Source organism: Massilia sp. GCM10023247 (assembly GCF_042653325.1).
Lineage (GTDB): Bacteria > Pseudomonadota > Gammaproteobacteria > Burkholderiales > Burkholderiaceae_D > Telluria.
Genome location: NZ_JBHSIB010000022.1, coordinates 218,830 through 236,215 on the forward strand (window position 1 = coordinate 218,830; position 17,386 = coordinate 236,215).

The window sequence follows — 17,386 nt, forward strand, 5'->3', positions numbered from 1 at the left end:
ACTGTCTCTCGCGTGCCGCATCGTGCTTGTTACAGATCATCTAACAAGAAGAGCAGCTTTTTGGTGAAAACGAAGTTGCTACGATTCAATTTCCTTCACCAACCCCGTACCGATCATGAACAAACCTCTCATGTGTGTGCTCGTCGCCAGCCTGCTGACCGCCTGTGGCGGTGGCGGCGGAGCGAGCGGTGCCTCGGCACCGGCGGCTGCGGCTCCGGCACATGCCGCCGCCCCGGCGCCGGCCGCGACGACGCCAGCGGTCGTGCTGGAAGCGCCTCCTGCAGCGCCGGGTATTAACTTCAACGCCAACCGCATGACGGTCGGCACCTCGGGTAGCGATTATCCGATTACCTTCAGCGGCGCCACCGACCTGACCGTGAGCGGCAACCTCAACCGCATCTGGGTAGCGGCAGCCCAGGCCGGCGGAACCGTCACGGTTTCCGGGGCGAACAACACGATCGTCTTCCGCCCAAGTGCCGTCCCGGTGACCGTTACCGTCACCGGCTCGGCCAATACCTTCTATTTGCCTGAAGGCTCGCCGATCAAGCTGGAAGGGGCCGGCGCGGCGATGAGTGCCGTCAAGTATTACAAGCCGTAAGCATCGTTCGCGCAACATGGACGGGCGGGCAACGCACCGGCGCGTTCCCGCCCTTTCCTTTGTTGCCGCCTATCCGACCTGGATCCAGGTCGTTTTCAGTTCCGTGTACTTATCGAACGCATGCAACGACTTGTCGCGGCCGTTGCCCGACTGTTTATAGCCGCCGAAGGGCACCGTGATGTCGTCGTTGTCGTACTGGTTCACGTGCACGGTGCCGGCACGCAGGGCGCGCGCCGTGCGGATCGCCTTTGTGACATCCGCCGTCCACACGGCCGCCGCCAGGCCATAAGGGGTGGCATTCGCCTGGCGCACGGCCTCGTCCAGGTCGGTAAACGACAGCACCGACAGCACCGGCCCGAAGATTTCCTCGCGGGCAATGCGCATCGTGGCGTCGACGCCGTCGAACAGGGTCGGCTCGACGTACAGGCCGCCCGACTCGACGCGCGCCGCCGCGCCGCCGGCCAGCAGGCGTGCCCCCTCCTGCTTGCCCGATTCGATGTAGCCGAGCACGGTTTTCATCTGGGCCGGGTCGACGATGGCGCCCATCACGGTCGCCTCGTCGAGCGGGTCGCCCGGCGCGAACTGCGGGATCATGCTCAGGGCCTTGTCGAGGAAGGCGTCCTTGATCGTGCTTTCCACGAACAGGCGCGAGGGCGCGTTGCAGCTCTCTCCCTGGTTAAAATAAATCGAGCCGATCGCGGCCCGCACGGCCGCATCGAGGTCGGGGCAATCGGCGCAGACGATGTTGGCCGATTTGCCGCCCAGTTCGGTCCAGGCGCGTTTCAGGTTCGACTGCCCGGCCATCTGCACGATCTGCTTGCCGGTGCGCGTGGAGCCGGTAAACGCGATGCAGTCGACGTCCATGTGCAGCCCGAGCGCGCGTCCGGCTTCCTCGCCGTAGCCGGGCACCACGTTGAACACGCCGGGCGGCACGCCGGCTTCCAGCGCCAGTTCGGCCAGGCGCAGCGCGCTCAAGGGCGCTTTTTCCGAGGGCTTCAGCACCAGGCTGTTGCCGCTTGCTAACGCCGGGCCAATCTTCCAGGCGGCCATCAGCATCGGGTAGTTCCAGGGGATGATCGCCGCCACCACGCCGACCGGCTCGCGCGTGATCAAGGCCAGGCTATCGTCGGCGGTCGGTGCGACCTGGTCGTAGAGCTTGTCGATCGCTTCGCCGTACCAGCGAATGCAGTTCTGCGCCAGCTGGACGTCGACGCTGCGGCTGTAGCGGATCGGCTTACCCATGTCGAGGGTTTCGAGCAGCGCCAGCTCGTCGCGGTGCTGCAACATCAGGTCGGCCATGCGGACCAGGACCTTCTTGCGCTCGGCCGGCGCCTTGCCCGCCCAGCGCCGGTCCTCGAAGGCGGCGCGCGCGGCGGCCACCGCCGCATCGACATCGAGCCCGTCGCAGCGCGCGACCTCGGCCAGCTTGCGCCCGTCGACCGGAGACAGGCAGTCGAAGCGCGCCTGGGCGCGCGCGTCGCGGCGTTCGCCATCGATCAAGGCGCGTCCGTCGATGGACAGTTCGGCGGCACGTTCGTGCCAGGTTGTTGTTGGCATGCCAGCGTTCCTCCCAAAGTGAAGAAAACCCCACGAAAAACGGCGCAAACTGCATCCTGCGGCCAACTTCTGCCGCTATAATCGCCGATTTTCCGCCCGATAATTATTTACCCCGGAGCCGCCGTCACCATGATGAACTACACCTTGATTACCTGTGTCGTGCTCTATCTGCTGGGCACGCTGGCGCTGGGGGTTTGGGCGGGCTCGCGTATCAAGAATACCAGCGACTTCGCCGTGGCAGGGCGCAGCCTGCCGCTGATCATGGTGATTACCACCACATTTGCCACCTGGTTCGGCGCCGAGACGGTGATGGGCGTGCCGGCCAAGTTCGTGCAGGGCGGCCTGAACGCCATCATCGAAGACCCGTTCGGCGCCGGCACCTGCCTGATCCTGGTCGGCCTGTTCTTCGCCACCAAGCTCTACAAGCTGAACCTGCTCACCATCGGCGACTACTATCGCGAGCGCTACGGCAAGGGCATCGAAATCTTTTGCTCGGTCGCGATCATCCTCAGCTACCTCGGCTGGGTCGCGGCCCAGATCACGGCGCTCGGCCTGGTGTTCTCGGTGCTGACCGGCGGCGCGATGTCGCCGGCCACGGGCATGGTGATCGGCACCCTTGCCGTGCTGATCTATGTGGTGGTGGGCGGCTTCCTGGCCGTTGCGCTGACCGACTTCATCCAGATGATCGTGCTGGTGATCGGCATGTCGATCATCGCCTTCTTCGCCGCCGACCTGGCCGGCGGCGCCGGCCGCGTGCTCGACATGGCGAGCAGCGCCGACCTGTGGCGCGTCTGGCCGGAACCGACCTTCACCGAGATCGCCTTTTTCATCGGTGCGGCCGTGACCATGATGTTCGGCAGCATTCCGCAGCAGGACGTGTTCCAGCGCGTGATGTCGGCCAAGGACGCGCCGACCGCGCGCACCGGCGCCGTCGTCGGCGGCGCCAGCTACATCCTGTTCGCCTTCGTGCCGATGTTCATCGTCGCCGCCGCCGTCGTCGTGATGGGAGAGAACGCGATGGCGATCGCCAAGAACGACTACCAGCAGCTGCTGCCGACCTTCGTGATGACCAAGATGCCGCTCATCATGCAGATCCTGTTCTTCGGCGCCCTGCTCTCGGCGATCAAGAGCACCTCGTCGGCCACGCTGCTGGCGCCGTCGACCAGCTTTACGGAAAACATCTTGAAAAACCTGCGTCCCGGCATGTCCGACCGTCAGCAACTGTTCGCGATGCGCGTGACCATCGTCGTCTTTGCCGCCCTGGTGCTGGCCTACGCGATCATGATGGAAGGCACCTCGATCTACGAACTGGTGTCCTCGGCCTACCAGGTCACCCTGGTCGGCGCCTTCGTGCCGCTGGTGATGGGCCTGTACTGGAAGCGCGCCACCACGCAAGGCGCAATCTTCTCGATCGGTGCCGGGCTGTTCGTCTGGATCCTGTTCTTCCCGCAGGTGTCGAACCTGGGCGAAGCCTTCCCCGGCCAGCTGGCCGGCCTGCTGGCCGCGTTTGCCGGCATGTTCGCCGGTTCGCTGGCGCCGCAGGTGCTCAAGAACCGGACCGAGCCGTCGAAGTCGATCCCGGCCAGTGCCTGATTCGGTTGATCTGCGAGCGAGGGGCGTAGGGTGGGCGGCTCCACCCGAACGTTTGCCGATCCGCGGCGTCCGATGCCGCCCACGCGTTCAACGCACGGTCGATCATTCGCGGTAGATCACATGGCGGTTGAACGCGTGGGCGGCGCCAGTGTCGCGTAAATGCAGGCACCAGGGTAGAGCCGCCCACCCTACGTCACACCCACCCCCGGCTACGCACATCGGCCAGCGTTAAATCCAAACAAGTCCAGATCCGCGCGGCCATCGCGTCGATCTCTTCCTTCGTCATCACCAGCGGCGGCGCCACGATCATCCGGTCGCCCACGGCGCGCATGATGACGCCCTGCTCGAACATGTGCCCGCGGCACAGCATCCCGACCTGCAGCGCGCGCTCGAAGGGGACGCAGTCGTGCGCGCTTGCACCCTTGACCTTGACCAATGTCAGCCCCGCCACCATGCCGCAAGTTTCGGCATGTCCGACCAGCGGGTGCGTCGCCAGCCGCTCGAACGCCGCCTTCAGGTACGGCCCGGTTTCCAGCGCCACCTGTTCGACCAGGCGCTCTTCGCGCAGGATGCGCAGGTTTTCCAGCGCCGCCGCACAGGCGACCGGGTGGCCGGAATAGGTAAAGCCGTGGTTGAAGTCGCCGCCCTGCTCGACCAGCGCATGCGCCACCCGCTTGCCGATCAGGACGCCGCCGAGCGGCACATAGCCGGAGGTGACGCCCTTGGCAAAGCTGATCAGGTCGGGCGTGAACCCCATCAGCTCGGAGCCGAACCAGGTGCCGAGGCGCCCGAAGCCGCAGATGACTTCGTCGGCCACCAGCAGGATGCCGTACTTGTCGCAGATGCGCTGCACTTCCGGCCAGTAGGTCGCGGGCGGGATGATGACGCCGCCCGCGCCCTGCACCGGCTCGCCGATGAAGGCCGCGACCTTGTCCGCCCCAATGGCGAGAATTTCCTGTTCCAGCCAGCCGGCCGCAAGCAGCCCGAATGCGTCCTCGCTCATGCCGTGGCCGGACTCGGCATGGTTCGGCTGGCCGATGTGGCGGATGCCGGGGATCGGCAGGCCGCCCTGGGCGTGCATGCCCGCCATCCCGCCCAGCGAGGCCCCGGCCATCGTGCTGCCGTGATAGGCGTTCTGGCGGCTGATGACGACCTGGCGCTCGGGCTGGCCCAGGATGTCCCAGAAGCGCCGCACCATGCGCACGACCGTGTCGTTCGCTTCCGAGCCGGAACCGGTGAAGAACACGTGGCTGAACCGGGCCGGCGCCAGCGCCACCAGTTCGGCCGCCAGGCGCAAGGCCGGGACGTTAGTCGTGTTAAAAAAACTGTTATAGAAGGGCAGCGTTTCCATTTGCCGGTAGACGGCGTCGGAGATCGAGGTGCGCCCATAGCCGACATTCACGCACCACAGCCCCGACATGCCATCGATGAGCTGGTGCCCGTCCGAGTCCCACAGGTGGACGCCCTGCCCGCGCACGATCACGCGCGCGCCCTTGTCTCTGAGGGCGGCGTGGTCGGTGAACGGGTGCAGGAAGTGGGCGGAATCGAGTTGTTGCAGGGCACGGGTGTCGAACGTTTCCACATTCGGCACGCGCGCGGAGGTCAAGCTGGCGGCTAGCACCGCCGTATCGTCGGTTGCCATGATGGCACCTCGTTTTAGTTATGAAACCCTGGTTTTGGAGTTGAAACTTTTAAACGTGCAGTAACAGGTGTTCGCGCTCCCATGGACTGATGACGGTCATGAACTCCTGGTGCTCGAGTTCCTTGATCGCGGAATACACATCGATAAAACGGTCGCCCAGCACTTCGCGCAGGCGCGCCTCGCCGCGCAGGTGGTGCAGCGCTTCCGGCAGGCCCTGCGGCAATGCGACCGGCATCTTGTAGGCGCTGCCCTCGACGATCTGGGTCGGCTCCAGCGCATCGACCATGCCGAGGTAGCCGCAGGCCAGCGTCACGGCCAGCGCGAGATAGGGATTGGCGTCGGCGCCGATGATGCGGTTCTCGATGCGCCGGTCCTGGGCGCCCGATACCGGCACCCGGAAGCCCACGGTGCGGTTGTCGACGCCCCACTGCAGGTTGATCGGCGCGGCCGTGTTGCGCACGATGCGGCGGTAGGAATTGACGTAAGGGGCGACGATCGCCATCGCCGACGGCATGTAGCGTTGCAGCCCGCCGATGTACTGGCGGAACAGCGGCGATTCGCCGCCCTCGGCATTGCTGAAGATGTTGCGCCCGGTTTCGGCATCGACCACGCTCTGGTGCACGTGCATCGCCGAGCCCGGCTCGCCGGCCATCGGTTTCGCCATGAAGGTGGCGTACATGTCGTGTTTCAAGGCCGCTTCGCGCAGCGTGCGCTTGAAATAAAACACCTTGTCGGCCAGGCCCAGCGGGTCGCCGTGCTGGAAGTTGATTTCCATCTGGCCGGCGCCGATCTCGTGGATCAGGGTGTCGACGTCGAGGTTCATCAGGTCGCAATAATCGTAGATGTCCTCGAACAGCGGGTCGAATTCGTTGACGGCATCGATGCTGTAGACCTGGCGGCTGGTCTCGGCGCGGCCGCTGCGGCCGATCGGGGCGGCCAGCGGCAGGTCGGGGTCGATGTTTTTCGCGGTCAAGTAAAACTCGAGCTCGGGCGCAACCAGCGGCTTCCAGCCCTTCTCGCGGTACAGTTTCAGGACGCGGCGCAATACCGAGCGCGGGGCGAAGTCGACCAGCGTGCCGTCGGCAAAGTAACAGTCGTGGATCACCTGCGCGGTCGGGTCGACCGCCCACGGCACCATCGTGATGGTGGTCGGGTCGGCCTTCAGGATCATGTCGCGGTCGGTGCTGGAAATGGCCCGGTCATAGGCGTCGTCGCCGATCGGGGAGTTGCCGGTGACGGTCATGCCGAGCACGGCTTCAGGCAGGCGCATGCCCCGCTCTTCGGTAAATTTGATGCGGGGCAGGATCTTGCCTCTCGCCACGCCGGTCAGGTCCGGCACCAGGCATTCGATTTCGGTGACGCGCTTGGCATTGAGCCACTCGTCCATGTCGGTATAAGAAAAATTCTCGCGGATTGCCATGATTGCCTCAGTCTGGTTTCATCTTCGCAGGCGCAACGACGCCTGCAGCTTATGCGGGAGGGATCGAGGCAGCTACGGGACGGCGCCGGCCGCACCGCAGCAAACGTCTTGCTTACAGGCGGTCATGTGAGCCCCAGTTTTTTGGCACGGTAGTCGCGGCAGGCCTGGCCGAAGGCGCCGAACATCTTCATCGAATACGGGTTCTGCGTGATGCGCCACTCCGGGTGCCATTGCACCGCGAGCGTGAAGCCGGGCGCGGCGCCGACCGAGAAGGCCTCGACCAGGCCGTCCTCGGCGACCGCCTCGACCACCAGGCCGGGCGCCATTTCGTTGACGCCCTGTCCGTGCAGCGAATTGACGGGAATTTCGTCGGCACCCACGATCCCGTGCAGGATGCCGCCCGGGGTCAGCCTGACCTTGTGGGCGTCGCCGTACTGCTCGTCCATGCCGAGTTCGGGGTTTTCGCGGTGGTCGAACTTGCCTTCCACCAATTGCACCGCCTGGTGCAGCGAGCCGCCGAGGGCCACGTTCATTTCCTGGAAACCGCGGCAGATCGCAATGATCGGAATGCCGCGCCCGACCGCCGCCCGGATCAGCGGCAGCGTGGTCTCGTCGCGCGCCGGATCTTGCGGCAGCGAGGGGTCGAGCACTTCTTCGGAGTAATAGCTGGGATGGACGTTCGATGCCGAGCCGGTGAGCATGATCCCATCGCAGAGCTGCAGCATCGTTTCCAGGTCGAGATCCTTGCCCAGCGAAGGCAGGATCATGGGAGCGCAGTCGGCGCCAAGGACGATGGCGTCGACATACTTGTGCTGGGCCGCGTGATACGGGTGTTCGCCAAAGTCACGCGTGCATGCCGGAACGATTACGATGGGGCGCATAGTCAATACCTTGTCGTGGGCGCACTGAAGACCATCATACGAGCAATCTGGTCCGAGCGCGAGGGGCCATTAATCCAGATCAAACAACGCGCAGGTGGCGCGCATGCCTAGCCTCGATCTGCTACTGCATCCTTGATTTCGTAACAAAAGCTTAACGGCAACTGAGGAAGGGTGCCAACACGAAACCGTTGGGCAACGGCCCGGCTACTGTCCTGCCCGGCGCAGAACGCGTTCTCAGGCGGCCGGGAACAGCAGCACGAAGGTATTGCGGCCGGCCCCGGGACGCAGCTCGGCGCGCCCGCCGTGCAAGTGCATGATCGCACTCACGATCGAGAGCCCGAGGCCGGTCGAACGGGCGCCCTCGCTGCGCGCGGTATCGGCGCGGTAGAAGCGCTCGAACAGGTGCGGCAGGTCACGCGCGGCGATCGCCTCGCCCTCGTTGGTGACCGCCAGTTCGATCCATTCCCCGCGCGCCGCAGCCGCCAGCTTCACCACGCTGCCCGGGTACGCGTGACGGATCGCATTCGACAACAGGTTGGCCAGCGCGCGGCGCAGCAACTGGGCGTCGGCCCGCACCTCGCCCGCCGCCGCATACTCGAGGGTCAAGTCGCGCTCCTCGGCCATGCCCTCGAAGAACTCCGCCATGCGCGCGAACTCGTCCCCGACCGCCAGCGTGGTGCGCACCGGCACCACGTCTTCCTGCTGCGCCCGGGCCAGGAACAGCATGCTGTCGACCATCCCCGACAGGCGTTCGAGTTCCTCCACGTTCGAGACCAGCAGGTCTTCGACTTCGCGCGGGCTTCGGGGCTGGGCCAGCGCCACCTGGGTCTGGCCCAGCAGGTTGTTCAGGGGCGTGCGCAGTTCGTGCGCGAGGTCGGCCGAAAAGCCCGACAGCCGCGTGTAGCCGTCGTGCAGGCGCGCCAGCATGGCGTTCAGGGCCGCGATCAGGGGCTGCAGTTCGCGCGGCACGTCGGCGCCGTCGATCTGGCGGTCGAGCCGGCCGGGGCGCACCAGCGCCGCATGCGCGGCGATCGCCCGCAACGGACGCAGGCCGCGCGCCAGCATCATGGCCGCCAGCAAGCCGGCCAGCAGCGCGCTCAGGGTGCAGGCCAGCACGATCTGGCGCCGGTAACGCTCGAACATGGCGCTGCGGTCGGCGTACACGCGCGCCACCGTGACCTGCACCGGACGCTCGCCACCCAGGCGCGCGCTGCCCGAGACCACCTGCGCGGGATAGCCGGCGCTGCTGGTCCAGGCGACGATGCTCGCACGCGAGGGCGCCGGCGCGGCACGCGGCAGCGGATAGCGTTCGCCCAGCGCATTGATGTCGAGCAGCACCTGGCCGCCGGCATCGCTGATCCGCACCAGGGAATTTTCCTGCCCGCTCATGGTGTCCCGAAAATATTGCGGCCGCTCATGCACCAGCCCCGCTGCGCCCGGGCTGCCGAGCAGTTGCTGCACTTGCCGCAGTTTGCCGAGCAAGGCGGTGTCGTCGCGGCGCACGATCTCCTCGGTGAAGGAGTGGTACAGGTACCAGCCCAGGCCGGCCGCGCTGAGGGCGACGATCAGCACGAAGGCCAGGCTCACGCGCAGGGTCAGCGACTGTTTCACGCCTGCGGCTCCCGCGGATCCTGCGCCGCCTCGGGCACGGCCTCGCACACATAGCCCATGCCGCGCCGGGTATGGATCAGCTTTTGCTCGAAGGGATCGTCGAGCTTGCGGCGCAGGCGGCGCACGGCGGCGTCGATGACGTTGGTATCGCTGTCGAAGTTCATGTCCCATACCTGGGAGGCGATCAGCGAACGGGGCAGCACCTGCCCTTCCCTCCTCGCCAGCAGGTGCAGCAGGTTGAATTCCTGGGCCGTCAGCAGCACCGGCCGCCCCTGGCGCCGCACCTTGCGGCCGATGACGTCGATCTCCATGTCGCCGATGCGCAGCACCTCGTCCTCGCGCACCCGGCCACGGCGCAGCAGGGTGCGGATGCGCGCCACCAGTTCGACAAAGGCGAAGGGTTTCACAAGGTAATCGTCGGCGCCCAGTTCGAGTCCTTTTACGCGGTCTTGTACCTCGTCGCGGGCGGTCAGGAACAGCACCGGCAACTGGGCCGTCTCGTGGCGGGCGCGCAGGGCCGCCAGCACCTCCCAGCCGTCCATGCGCGGCAGCATCACGTCGAGCACCACCAGGTCGACCTCTTCCTCGCTGGCCAGGTGCAGCCCGTCGCGGCCGTTGCGCGCCAGGCTGGCCGTGAACCCGCACTCGCGCAGGCCGCGCTGCAGGTAGTCGCCGGTCTTCGGCTCGTCTTCGATGATGAGGATGTGCATGGCGCCCATTCTAAGCCGGGCGGGCGGCGCCCAACATGACAGGATTGTCATCTGCGCGTCAGGCTGGCGTCGGGATCGGCATCCTAGACTGGCGGCTCACCGTTACCGAAGGAAGACCATGACCCGCAGCACCCTCGCCCTGTGCGCCCTCCTGCTGGCGCAACCGGCCTTCGCTGCCCTGCCGCGCAGCGCCGACCTCTCGCTCGAGGCGGCCAATGGCCTGGCCGGCGCCGCGATTGCCGCCTGCCGCGCGCAAGGCCGCGCCATCGTCGTCTCGGTCGTCGACCGCGGCGGCAACCTGGTGGCCGTCCAGCGCGCCGACGGCGTCGGTCCCCACAATACCGAGGCAAGCCGTCGCAAGGCCTATACGGCGCTGTCGACCCGCAGCGCGACGCTCGAGCTGGCCCGGAATGCCGCCGCCAACCCGGACGCCCGCAACTTGTCCACGCTGCCCGAACTGCTGCTGCTCGGCGGCGGCGTGCCGCTGCGCGCTCAGGGCGAAGTCGTCGGCGCGATCGGCGTCGCCGGTGGCGGCGGCGCGACCAACGACCATGCCTGCGCCCTGGCGGCGATCGCCACCAATCCCGACTTCGCGCCAGCGCGCACCAACTGATTTATTCACAAAAGGAACCATCCCATGAAAACCATCACCCGCTCCCTGCTTGCCCTCACCCTGGCCGCCACCTGCCTGGCCGCCAGCGCCGCCGCCCCGGCCGACAATCCGCTCAGCGTCCACATCCTCGACCTGCAAAGTGGCCAGCCGACCGCGGGCGTGGCAGTCACGCTCGAGCAGCGCGACGGCCCGCAATGGCGCGCGCTCGGCAGCGCCGTCACCGACGCCCAGGGCCGCATACGCGCGCTCTACCCTGCCGGCAAGCCACTTGCCGCCGGTGCCTACCGGGTCGTGTTCAAGACCGGCGACCACTATGCCAAGCTGCGCCAGCCGACCTTCTTCGAGCAGATTCCGGTCGAGTTCAAGATCGAGAACACGACCCAGCACTACCACATCCCGCTGCTGCTGAGCCCTTACGGCTACTCGACCTACCGAGGCAACTGAGGGGGCAACTGAGGGGCGCGGCGCATTCCGAAAAAGGTCTAGCATGTCCGTTGGCATACGACGGACATGACGAGGATGCGATGCTGAACCTGAAAGACCCCAGCCTGCTGCGCCAGCAGGCCTACATCGACGGACAATGGTGCGACGGCCAGGACGGCGCCAGCGTCGACGTGATCAACCCGGCCACCGGCGACAAGCTGGGCAGCGTGCCGCACATGGGCGCGCAGGAGACGCGGCGCGCCATCGAAGCCGCCAGCGCGGCCTGGCCGGCCTGGCGCAAGAAGACGGCGCGCGAGCGCAGCCTGATCCTGCGCAAGTGGAACGACCTGATGCTGGAAAACGCCGACGACCTGGCGCTCCTGATGACGGCCGAACAGGGCAAGCCGCTGACCGAATCGAAGGGCGAAGTCGCCTATGCGGCGGCGTTCTTCGAGTGGTTCGGCGAGGAAGCCAAGCGCGTGGCCGGCGACACCCTGCAGTCCCCGTGGCCGGACCGCCGCATCGTCGTCACCAGGGAACCGATCGGCGTGTGCGCCGCGATCACGCCCTGGAACTTCCCGGCCGCGATGATCACCCGCAAGGTCGCGCCGGCGCTCGCCGCCGGCTGCCCGATCGTCCTGAAACCCGCCGAGCTGACGCCATTTTCCGCGCTGGCCCTGGCCGTGCTGGCCGAGCGCGCGGGCGTGCCGCGAGGCGTGTTTTCCGTCGTCACCGGCGACTCGAAAGCCATCGGCGGCGAAATGACAGGCAACCCGCTCGTGCGCAAGCTCAGCTTTACGGGCTCGACCGCCGTCGGCCGCCTGCTGATGGAGCAATGCGCGCCAACGATCAAGAAGCTGTCGCTGGAACTGGGCGGCAACGCCTCCTTCATCGTGTTCGACGATGCCGACGTCGACGCCGCGGTCGAAGGGGCGATGGCCTCCAAATACCGCAACATGGGCCAGACCTGCGTCTGCGCCAACCGCATCTATGTGCAGGACGGCATCTACGAGGAATTCGCGCAAAAACTGGTGGCCGCCGTCGAGAAGCTCAAAGTCGGCAACGGCGTCGAGCCCGGCGTCAACCAGGGCCCGCTGATCGAAGAAAAGGCCGTGGCCAAGGTCGAGCAGCACATCGAGGATGCGCTGTCGAAAGGCGCGCGCCTGCTGCTCGGCGGCAAGCGCCACGCACTCGGCCACAGCTTCTTCCAGCCGACCGTGCTGGCCGACGTGACGGCCGGCATGGCCATCGCGCGCGAGGAAACCTTCGGTCCGCTGGCACCCCTGTTCCGTTTCCAGACCGAAGACGAAGTGATCGCGCTGGCCAACGACACCGAGTTCGGCCTCGCCTCGTATTTCTACTCGCGCGACATCGGCCGCGTCTGGCGCGTGGCCGAGCAGATCGAAACCGGGATGGTGGGCGTCAACACCGGCCTGATTTCGACGGAAGTGGCGCCCTTCGGCGGCGTGAAACAGTCGGGCCTGGGACGCGAAGGTTCCCGCTACGGGATCGACGATTATCTCGTCATCAAATACATCTGCATGGGCGGGATCTGATGGCGGGAGATCCGCTGGCACCGATCGTCGATGCCCCGCTGTTCATTGTGCCGCGCGTGCTGGAGGGCTTGCGGGCCTACCGAACGGCGCAGAAAAACGTATCCGGCCCGGACGCTGCGCGGCTGAGGGCGGCAATCGACGGGCTGGCCGAGCGCCTGCTGGCGGGAGTCGAGGCGCATCCGACCCGGTTCTGGGTGCTGACGCAGTGCCGGAAGACGCTCGATTCGCTTGGGGTCGCGGAACCGGCGGCAAGGCAGCAGCTGCGTATCGAACTCGAGAAGCTGATGGAAATTCTTGGCGTGGCCAACGCGGATGCCGCGCTGGGTTTTACGTAGGGTGGGCACTCGTGCCCACCCTACCGTGCACCGGGCCGCTCAGGCGTCCTTGTACTCGTGATACTTGCGCGCGTCGCCCCTCACCTTGTCGGCCGGGTACTTGGCGCGGTTGAGCACCATCTTTTCCTCGACCGCCGCCAGCAGGTCGACGTCGAGCTTGTCGGCCAGGCGCACCAGGTAGACCAGCACGTCCGCCATCTCGTGGCGCACCTGCGCCAGCTTGTCCGCGCCGAGTTCATCGGCGCGGCCGGTCTGCAGCCACTGGAAGTGTTCCAGCAATTCCGCCGCCTCGACCGCCAGCGCCGCCGACAAATTCTTCGGGGTGTGGAACTGGTCCCAGTCGCGTTCGTCCACGAACTGGCGGACGATGGCGCGCAGCCGTGCCAGGTCGCCGTTTTCGCTCACGCCGTCAGCGTTCACTGGCCGGCGCCCTTGTCGCCGTAGGCTTCGAGCACGACCGCGAGTTTCGGCGCGATTTCCTCGAAGCTGCTGACCGTGATGCCGAGGTCGCGCAGCCGGCCGTCGTGCACGCCGTAGACCCAGCTGTGGATGGTCAGCGGCTGGCCGCGCTCCCAGGCATCGCGTACGACCGTCGTGTGGGCGACATTGATGACCTGCTCGGCCACGTTGAGTTCCACGAGGCGGTTCGTCGCGGCCTGGCCTGCCACGTTGCCCAGGTATTTGCCGTGCTTGTCGCGCACGTCGCGCACGTGGCCCAGCCAGTTGTCGGCCAGTCCGACGCGGGTATTGGTCAGCGCCGCTTGCACGCCGCCGCAGCCATAATGGCCGCAGATGATGATGTGCTTGACCTTCAGGACGTCGACCGCGAACTGCATCACGGAAAGGCAGTTCAAGTCCGAGTGCACGACCACGTTGGCGATATTGCGGTGGACAAACAGCTCGCCCGGCGCCATACCGACCAGCTCGTTGGCGGGCACGCGGCTGTCCGAACAGCCGATCCACAGGTATTCCGGGGCTTGCTGGGAAGCGAGATCTTTGAAGAAATTAGGATCCTCTTCGACCATCGAGGCCGCCCATTCGCGGTTGCGTTGAAAGAGATCGGCTGCGGTCAGGCCGGTCGGTGTTTTTGCCATGGGATTCTCCTGCTGGGGAAGGATGCCATGCGGCACCGCTCCGTGAGTTTTCGTGAACATTGCGTATTGTAAACGCAACACGCCGGGCGCACCGGGCAAAAAAAAACCGCTGAGGGCTTGCGCCATCAGCGGTCGATCTCGGATCGCTTATTCGAAGAAGTCTTTGACCTTGTCCATCCAGCCCTTGCTTTGCGGGCTGTGCTTGGCACCGCCCTCGTTGGTGCTGCGCTCGAATTCGCGCAGCAGGTCCTTCTGCTTCTCGGTCAGTTTCACAGGCGTTTCGACGACGACGTGGCAGAACAGGTCGCCCGCGTAGCCGGAACGCACGCCCTTGATGCCTTTGCCCTTGAGGCGGAAGGTTTTACCCGTTTGCGTGCCTTCGGGCACGGTGAACGAGACCTTGCCGGTGAGGGTCGGCACTTCGATCTCGCCGCCCAAGGCCGCTTTCGAGAACGAGATCGGCATTTCGCAATGCAGGTCGTCGCCTTCGCGCTGGAACACGGCGTGCGGCTTGATGTGGATTTCCACGTACAGGTCGCCCGACGGGCCGCCATTCGTGCCCGGCTCGCCGTTGCCGGTCGAGCGGATGCGCATGCCGTTGTCGATACCGGCCGGGATTTTCACTTCCAGCGTCTTGTTGCGCTTGATGCGTCCGGCGCCGCTGCACGATGGGCAAGGCTCCGGGATCATCTTGCCGCTGCCATGGCACTTCGGGCAGGTCTGCTGGATGCTGAAGAAACCCTGCTGCATGCGCACCTGGCCGTGGCCGGCGCAGGTGGTGCAGGTGACCGGCTGGGTGCCGGGCTTGGCGCCGCTGCCGTGGCAGGTGTCGCACTTGTCCCAGCTCGGCACGCGGATCGTGGTGTCGAAGCCGTTGGCCGCCTGTTCCAGCGTGATCTCGAGGTTGTAGCGCAGGTCGGCGCCGCGGTACACCTGCGGACCACCGCCGCGGCCGCCACGGCCGCCGCCGAAGATGTCGCCAAAGATGTCGCCGAAAGCATCGCCGAACCCGCCGCCGCCAAAGCCGCCGCCGCCGCCCATGTTCGGATCGACGCCGGCGTGACCGTAACGGTCATAGGCCTCGCGCTTTTCCGGATTGGTCAGCATCTCGTAGGCTTCCTTGACCTCCTTGAACTTCTCTTCCGCTTCCTTGTTGTCCGGGTTGCGGTCAGGATGGTACTTCATCGCCAATTTGCGATACGACTTCTTGATCTCGTCTTCCGACGCACCCTTCGCGACCCCAAGGATCTCGTAAAAATCACGCTTTGCCATTTGGCACCTTGCTGTTATCTGCTAATACGAACTGTCTGAGCAAAAAAACCGAGCCGCGCATAAAACGATTGCGTCGGCTCGGTCCTTCAGGAACCCGATAAGCCGGGCTCCCTTCCACGCAAAATTATTTTGCGTCTTTCACTTCCTTGAAGTCGGCATCGACGACGTCGTCAGCCTGGGCCGAGGCGTCGGCGCCGCCCTGCTGGGCACCGCCTTCAGCGCCCGGACCGCCAGCCTGCTGCGCCTGCATATCGGCGTACATCTTTTCGCCCAGCTTTTGCGCAGCGGTCGACAGTGCGGCCGTCTTGTTGTCGATGTCGGCCTTGTCGCCCGACTTGATCGAGCCTTCGAGGTCGGCAATCGCTGCCTCGATCTTTTCCTTCTCGCCGGCATCGAGCTTGTCGCCGTATTCGGTCAGCGACTTGCGGGTCGAGTGCACCAGGGCGTCGGCCTGGTTGCGCGCTTCCGCCAGTTCCTTGACCTTCTTGTCTTCCTCGGCGTTCAGCTCGGCATCCTTCACCATCTTCTGGATGTCCTCTTCGGTCAGGCCCGAGTTGGCCTTGATGGTGATCTTGTTTTCCTTGCCGGTGGCCTTGTCCTTCGCGCCGACGTGCAGGATGCCGTTGGCGTCGATGTCGAAGGTCACTTCGATCTGCGGGGTGCCGCGTGGTGCCGGTGGCACGCCTTCGAGGTTGAATTCGCCCAGGGCCTTGTTGCCCGCTGCGATTTCACGCTCGCCCTGGTAGACCTTGATGGTCACGGCCGGCTGGTTGTCGTCGGCGGTCGAGAACACCTGCGAGAACTTGGTCGGGATCGTGGTGTTCTTGTGGATCATCTTGGTCATCACACCGCCCAGGGTTTCGATACCCAGCGACAGCGGGGTCACGTCCAGCAGCAGCAAGTCCTTGCGATCGCCCGACAGGACCGAACCCTGGATGGCGGCGCCGACGGCGACGGCTTCGTCCGGGTTCACGTCCTTGCGTGGATCCTTGCCGAAGAACTCCTTGACCTTCTCTTGCACCTTCGGCATGCGGGTCATGCCGCCGACCAGGATGATGTCGTCGATGTCCGAGACCTTCACGCCGGCATCCTTGATGGCGATGCGGCATGGCTCGATGGTGCGGGCGACCAGTTCCTCGACCAGCGCTTCCAGCTTGGCGCGGGTGATCTTCAGGTTCAGGTGGACCGGCGCGCCGTTCGCCATGGCGATGTACGGCTCGTTGATTTCGGTTTGCTGCGACGACGACAGTTCGATCTTGGCGCGCTCGGCCGAAGCCTTGATGCGCTGCAGGGCGATCGGGTCCTTCGACAGGTCGAGGCCGTTGATCTTCTTGAACTCGTCGATGATGTAGTCGATGACGCGCTGGTCGAAGTCTTCGCCGCCGAGGAAGGTGTCGCCGTTGGTCGACAGCACTTCGAACTGCTTCTCGCCGTCCACGTCGGCGATCTCGATGATCGACACGTCGAAGGTGCCGCCGCCGAGGTCATACACGGCGATCTTGCGGTCGCCCTTGTCGGTCTTGTCCAGGCCGAATGCCAGCGCGGCCGCGGTCGGCTCGTTGATGATGCGCTTGACGTCCAGGCCCGCGATGCGGCCGGCGTCCTTGGTTGCCTGGCGCTGCGAGTCGTTGAAATAGGCCGGCACGGTGATGACCGCTTCGGTGACTTCTTCGCCGAGGTAGTCTTCGGCGGTCTTCTTCATCTTGCGCAGGGTTTCGGCCGAGATTTGCGGCGGTGCCAGCTTCTTGTCGCGCACGCTGATCCATGCGTCGCCGTTGTCGGCCTTGACGATGGAGTAAGGCATCAGCGCGATGTCTTTCTGGACTTCCTTCTCGTCGTACTTGCGGCCGATCAGGCGCTTGACGGCGAACAGGGTGTTTTTCGGGTTGGTGACGGCCTGGCGCTTGGCCGGCGCGCCAACGAGGATCTCGCCATCTTCCTGATAAGCGACGATCGACGGCGTGGTACGCGCGCCTTCGGCATTTTCGATGACCTTGGGCTGACCATTTTCCATGATCGCGACGCACGAGTTGGTGGTGCCCAGGTCAATACCAATAATTTTGCCCATGATTTTTTTCCTT

General features: G+C 65.5%; 16 protein-coding genes. 6 read left to right on the plus strand and 10 right to left on the minus strand.

Annotated elements, in window-relative coordinates:
• The first annotated feature begins 115 nt into the window (after nt 1-115).
• The gene (locus tag ACFPAH_RS17785; protein WP_379747961.1) at nt 116-598 is read left to right on the plus strand and encodes a DUF3060 domain-containing protein; all 483 of its coding nucleotides are present in this window, start codon (nt 116-118) and stop codon (nt 596-598) included.
• A gap of 69 nt (nt 599-667) precedes the next feature.
• Here the strand turns inward: ACFPAH_RS17785 and ACFPAH_RS17790 are convergent, their stop codons facing one another.
• Entirely contained in the window at nt 668-2,155 is a 1,488-nt protein-coding gene (locus ACFPAH_RS17790; protein ID WP_379747963.1) for an aldehyde dehydrogenase, read from the minus strand.
• A gap of 132 nt (nt 2,156-2,287) precedes the next feature.
• On the opposite strand from ACFPAH_RS17790, the gene ACFPAH_RS17795 reads away from it, so the two are divergent.
• Nucleotides 2,288-3,748: a sodium:solute symporter family protein gene (locus tag ACFPAH_RS17795; protein ID WP_379748173.1), complete on the plus strand. Its 1,461-nt coding sequence runs from the start codon at nt 2,288-2,290 to the stop codon at nt 3,746-3,748.
• A gap of 193 nt (nt 3,749-3,941) precedes the next feature.
• On the opposite strand, the gene ACFPAH_RS17800 is transcribed toward ACFPAH_RS17795, so the two are convergent.
• The 5 genes from ACFPAH_RS17800 to ACFPAH_RS17820 all read right to left on the minus strand — a co-directional run bounded on the left by ACFPAH_RS17800 (nt 3,942) and on the right by ACFPAH_RS17820 (nt 10,012).
• Nucleotides 3,942-5,390: an aspartate aminotransferase family protein gene (locus tag ACFPAH_RS17800; RefSeq protein WP_379747965.1), complete on the minus strand. Its 1,449-nt coding sequence runs from the start codon at nt 5,388-5,390 to the stop codon at nt 3,942-3,944.
• 49 nt (nt 5,391-5,439) lie between these two features.
• Complete coding sequence (locus ACFPAH_RS17805; protein ID WP_379747967.1) at nt 5,440-6,810, minus strand: glutamine synthetase family protein; 1,371 nt, start codon at nt 6,808-6,810, stop codon at nt 5,440-5,442.
• 122 nt (nt 6,811-6,932) lie between these two features.
• Nucleotides 6,933-7,691: a gamma-glutamyl-gamma-aminobutyrate hydrolase family protein gene (locus ACFPAH_RS17810; RefSeq protein WP_379747969.1), complete on the minus strand. Its 759-nt coding sequence runs from the start codon at nt 7,689-7,691 to the stop codon at nt 6,933-6,935.
• A gap of 234 nt (nt 7,692-7,925) precedes the next feature.
• On the minus strand, nt 7,926-9,302 hold the full coding sequence (locus ACFPAH_RS17815; RefSeq protein WP_379747971.1) for a heavy metal sensor histidine kinase: 1,377 nt from the start codon (nt 9,300-9,302) through the stop codon (nt 7,926-7,928).
• Nucleotides 9,299-10,012 carry a heavy metal response regulator transcription factor gene (locus ACFPAH_RS17820; RefSeq protein ID WP_379747973.1) on the minus strand — a complete coding sequence of 238 codons (714 nt, stop codon included), beginning with the start codon at nt 10,010-10,012 and terminating at the stop codon, nt 9,299-9,301. The genes ACFPAH_RS17815 and ACFPAH_RS17820 overlap by 4 nt, the downstream gene beginning before the upstream one ends.
• A gap of 118 nt (nt 10,013-10,130) precedes the next feature.
• Between ACFPAH_RS17820 and ACFPAH_RS17825 the strand changes: the two genes are divergently transcribed.
• From ACFPAH_RS17825 to ACFPAH_RS17840, 4 genes are all read left to right on the plus strand, one after another.
• Nucleotides 10,131-10,625, plus strand: a complete 495-nt coding sequence (locus ACFPAH_RS17825) for a GlcG/HbpS family heme-binding protein (RefSeq protein WP_379747975.1) — start codon at nt 10,131-10,133, stop codon at nt 10,623-10,625.
• A gap of 24 nt (nt 10,626-10,649) precedes the next feature.
• Nucleotides 10,650-11,069, plus strand: a complete 420-nt coding sequence (gene uraH, locus ACFPAH_RS17830) for a hydroxyisourate hydrolase (protein ID WP_379747977.1) — start codon at nt 10,650-10,652, stop codon at nt 11,067-11,069.
• 80 nt (nt 11,070-11,149) lie between these two features.
• Entirely contained in the window at nt 11,150-12,604 is a 1,455-nt protein-coding gene (locus ACFPAH_RS17835; RefSeq protein ID WP_379747979.1) for an NAD-dependent succinate-semialdehyde dehydrogenase, read from the plus strand.
• Nucleotides 12,604-12,939, plus strand: a complete 336-nt coding sequence (locus ACFPAH_RS17840; protein WP_379747981.1) for a hypothetical protein — start codon at nt 12,604-12,606, stop codon at nt 12,937-12,939. Before ACFPAH_RS17835 ends, ACFPAH_RS17840 begins: the two co-directional genes overlap by 1 nt.
• Nucleotides 12,940-12,978: 39 nt before the next feature.
• Here the strand turns inward: ACFPAH_RS17840 and ACFPAH_RS17845 are convergent, their stop codons facing one another.
• From ACFPAH_RS17845 to dnaK, 4 genes are all read right to left on the minus strand, one after another.
• Nucleotides 12,979-13,359, minus strand: a complete 381-nt coding sequence (locus ACFPAH_RS17845; protein ID WP_379747983.1) for a nucleotide pyrophosphohydrolase — start codon at nt 13,357-13,359, stop codon at nt 12,979-12,981.
• On the minus strand, nt 13,356-14,033 hold the full coding sequence (gene can / locus ACFPAH_RS17850) for a carbonate dehydratase (RefSeq protein WP_379747985.1): 678 nt from the start codon (nt 14,031-14,033) through the stop codon (nt 13,356-13,358). The genes ACFPAH_RS17845 and can overlap by 4 nt, the downstream gene beginning before the upstream one ends.
• 147 nt (nt 14,034-14,180) lie before the next feature.
• On the minus strand, nt 14,181-15,305 hold the full coding sequence (gene dnaJ / locus ACFPAH_RS17855) for a molecular chaperone DnaJ (protein ID WP_379747987.1): 1,125 nt from the start codon (nt 15,303-15,305) through the stop codon (nt 14,181-14,183).
• Nucleotides 15,306-15,429: 124 nt separating this feature from the next.
• Nucleotides 15,430-17,373: a molecular chaperone DnaK gene (gene dnaK / locus ACFPAH_RS17860; protein ID WP_379747989.1), complete on the minus strand. Its 1,944-nt coding sequence runs from the start codon at nt 17,371-17,373 to the stop codon at nt 15,430-15,432.
• Nucleotides 17,374-17,386 lie beyond the last annotated feature (13 nt).

Coding starts and splice junctions, on each gene's coding strand:
- ACFPAH_RS17825 (WP_379747975.1), top strand. CDS start 10,131: ATGACCCGCAGCACCCTCGCCCTGTGCGCCCTCCTGCTGGCGCAACCG.
- ACFPAH_RS17820 (WP_379747973.1), bottom strand. CDS start 10,012: ATGCACATCCTCATCATCGAAGACGAGCCGAAGACCGGCGACTACCTG.
- ACFPAH_RS17805 (WP_379747967.1), bottom strand. CDS start 6,810: ATGGCAATCCGCGAGAATTTTTCTTATACCGACATGGACGAGTGGCTC.
- ACFPAH_RS17800 (WP_379747965.1), bottom strand. CDS start 5,390: ATGGCAACCGACGATACGGCGGTGCTAGCCGCCAGCTTGACCTCCGCG.
- ACFPAH_RS17790 (WP_379747963.1), bottom strand. CDS start 2,155: ATGCCAACAACAACCTGGCACGAACGTGCCGCCGAACTGTCCATCGAC.
- ACFPAH_RS17835 (WP_379747979.1), top strand. CDS start 11,150: ATGCTGAACCTGAAAGACCCCAGCCTGCTGCGCCAGCAGGCCTACATC.
- dnaK (WP_379747989.1), bottom strand. CDS start 17,373: ATGGGCAAAATTATTGGTATTGACCTGGGCACCACCAACTCGTGCGTC.
- uraH (WP_379747977.1), top strand. CDS start 10,650: ATGAAAACCATCACCCGCTCCCTGCTTGCCCTCACCCTGGCCGCCACC.
- ACFPAH_RS17810 (WP_379747969.1), bottom strand. CDS start 7,691: ATGCGCCCCATCGTAATCGTTCCGGCATGCACGCGTGACTTTGGCGAA.
- can (WP_379747985.1), bottom strand. CDS start 14,033: ATGGCAAAAACACCGACCGGCCTGACCGCAGCCGATCTCTTTCAACGC.
- dnaJ (WP_379747987.1), bottom strand. CDS start 15,305: ATGGCAAAGCGTGATTTTTACGAGATCCTTGGGGTCGCGAAGGGTGCG.
- ACFPAH_RS17795 (WP_379748173.1), top strand. CDS start 2,288: ATGAACTACACCTTGATTACCTGTGTCGTGCTCTATCTGCTGGGCACG.
- ACFPAH_RS17785 (WP_379747961.1), top strand. CDS start 116: ATGAACAAACCTCTCATGTGTGTGCTCGTCGCCAGCCTGCTGACCGCC.
- ACFPAH_RS17840 (WP_379747981.1), top strand. CDS start 12,604: ATGGCGGGAGATCCGCTGGCACCGATCGTCGATGCCCCGCTGTTCATT.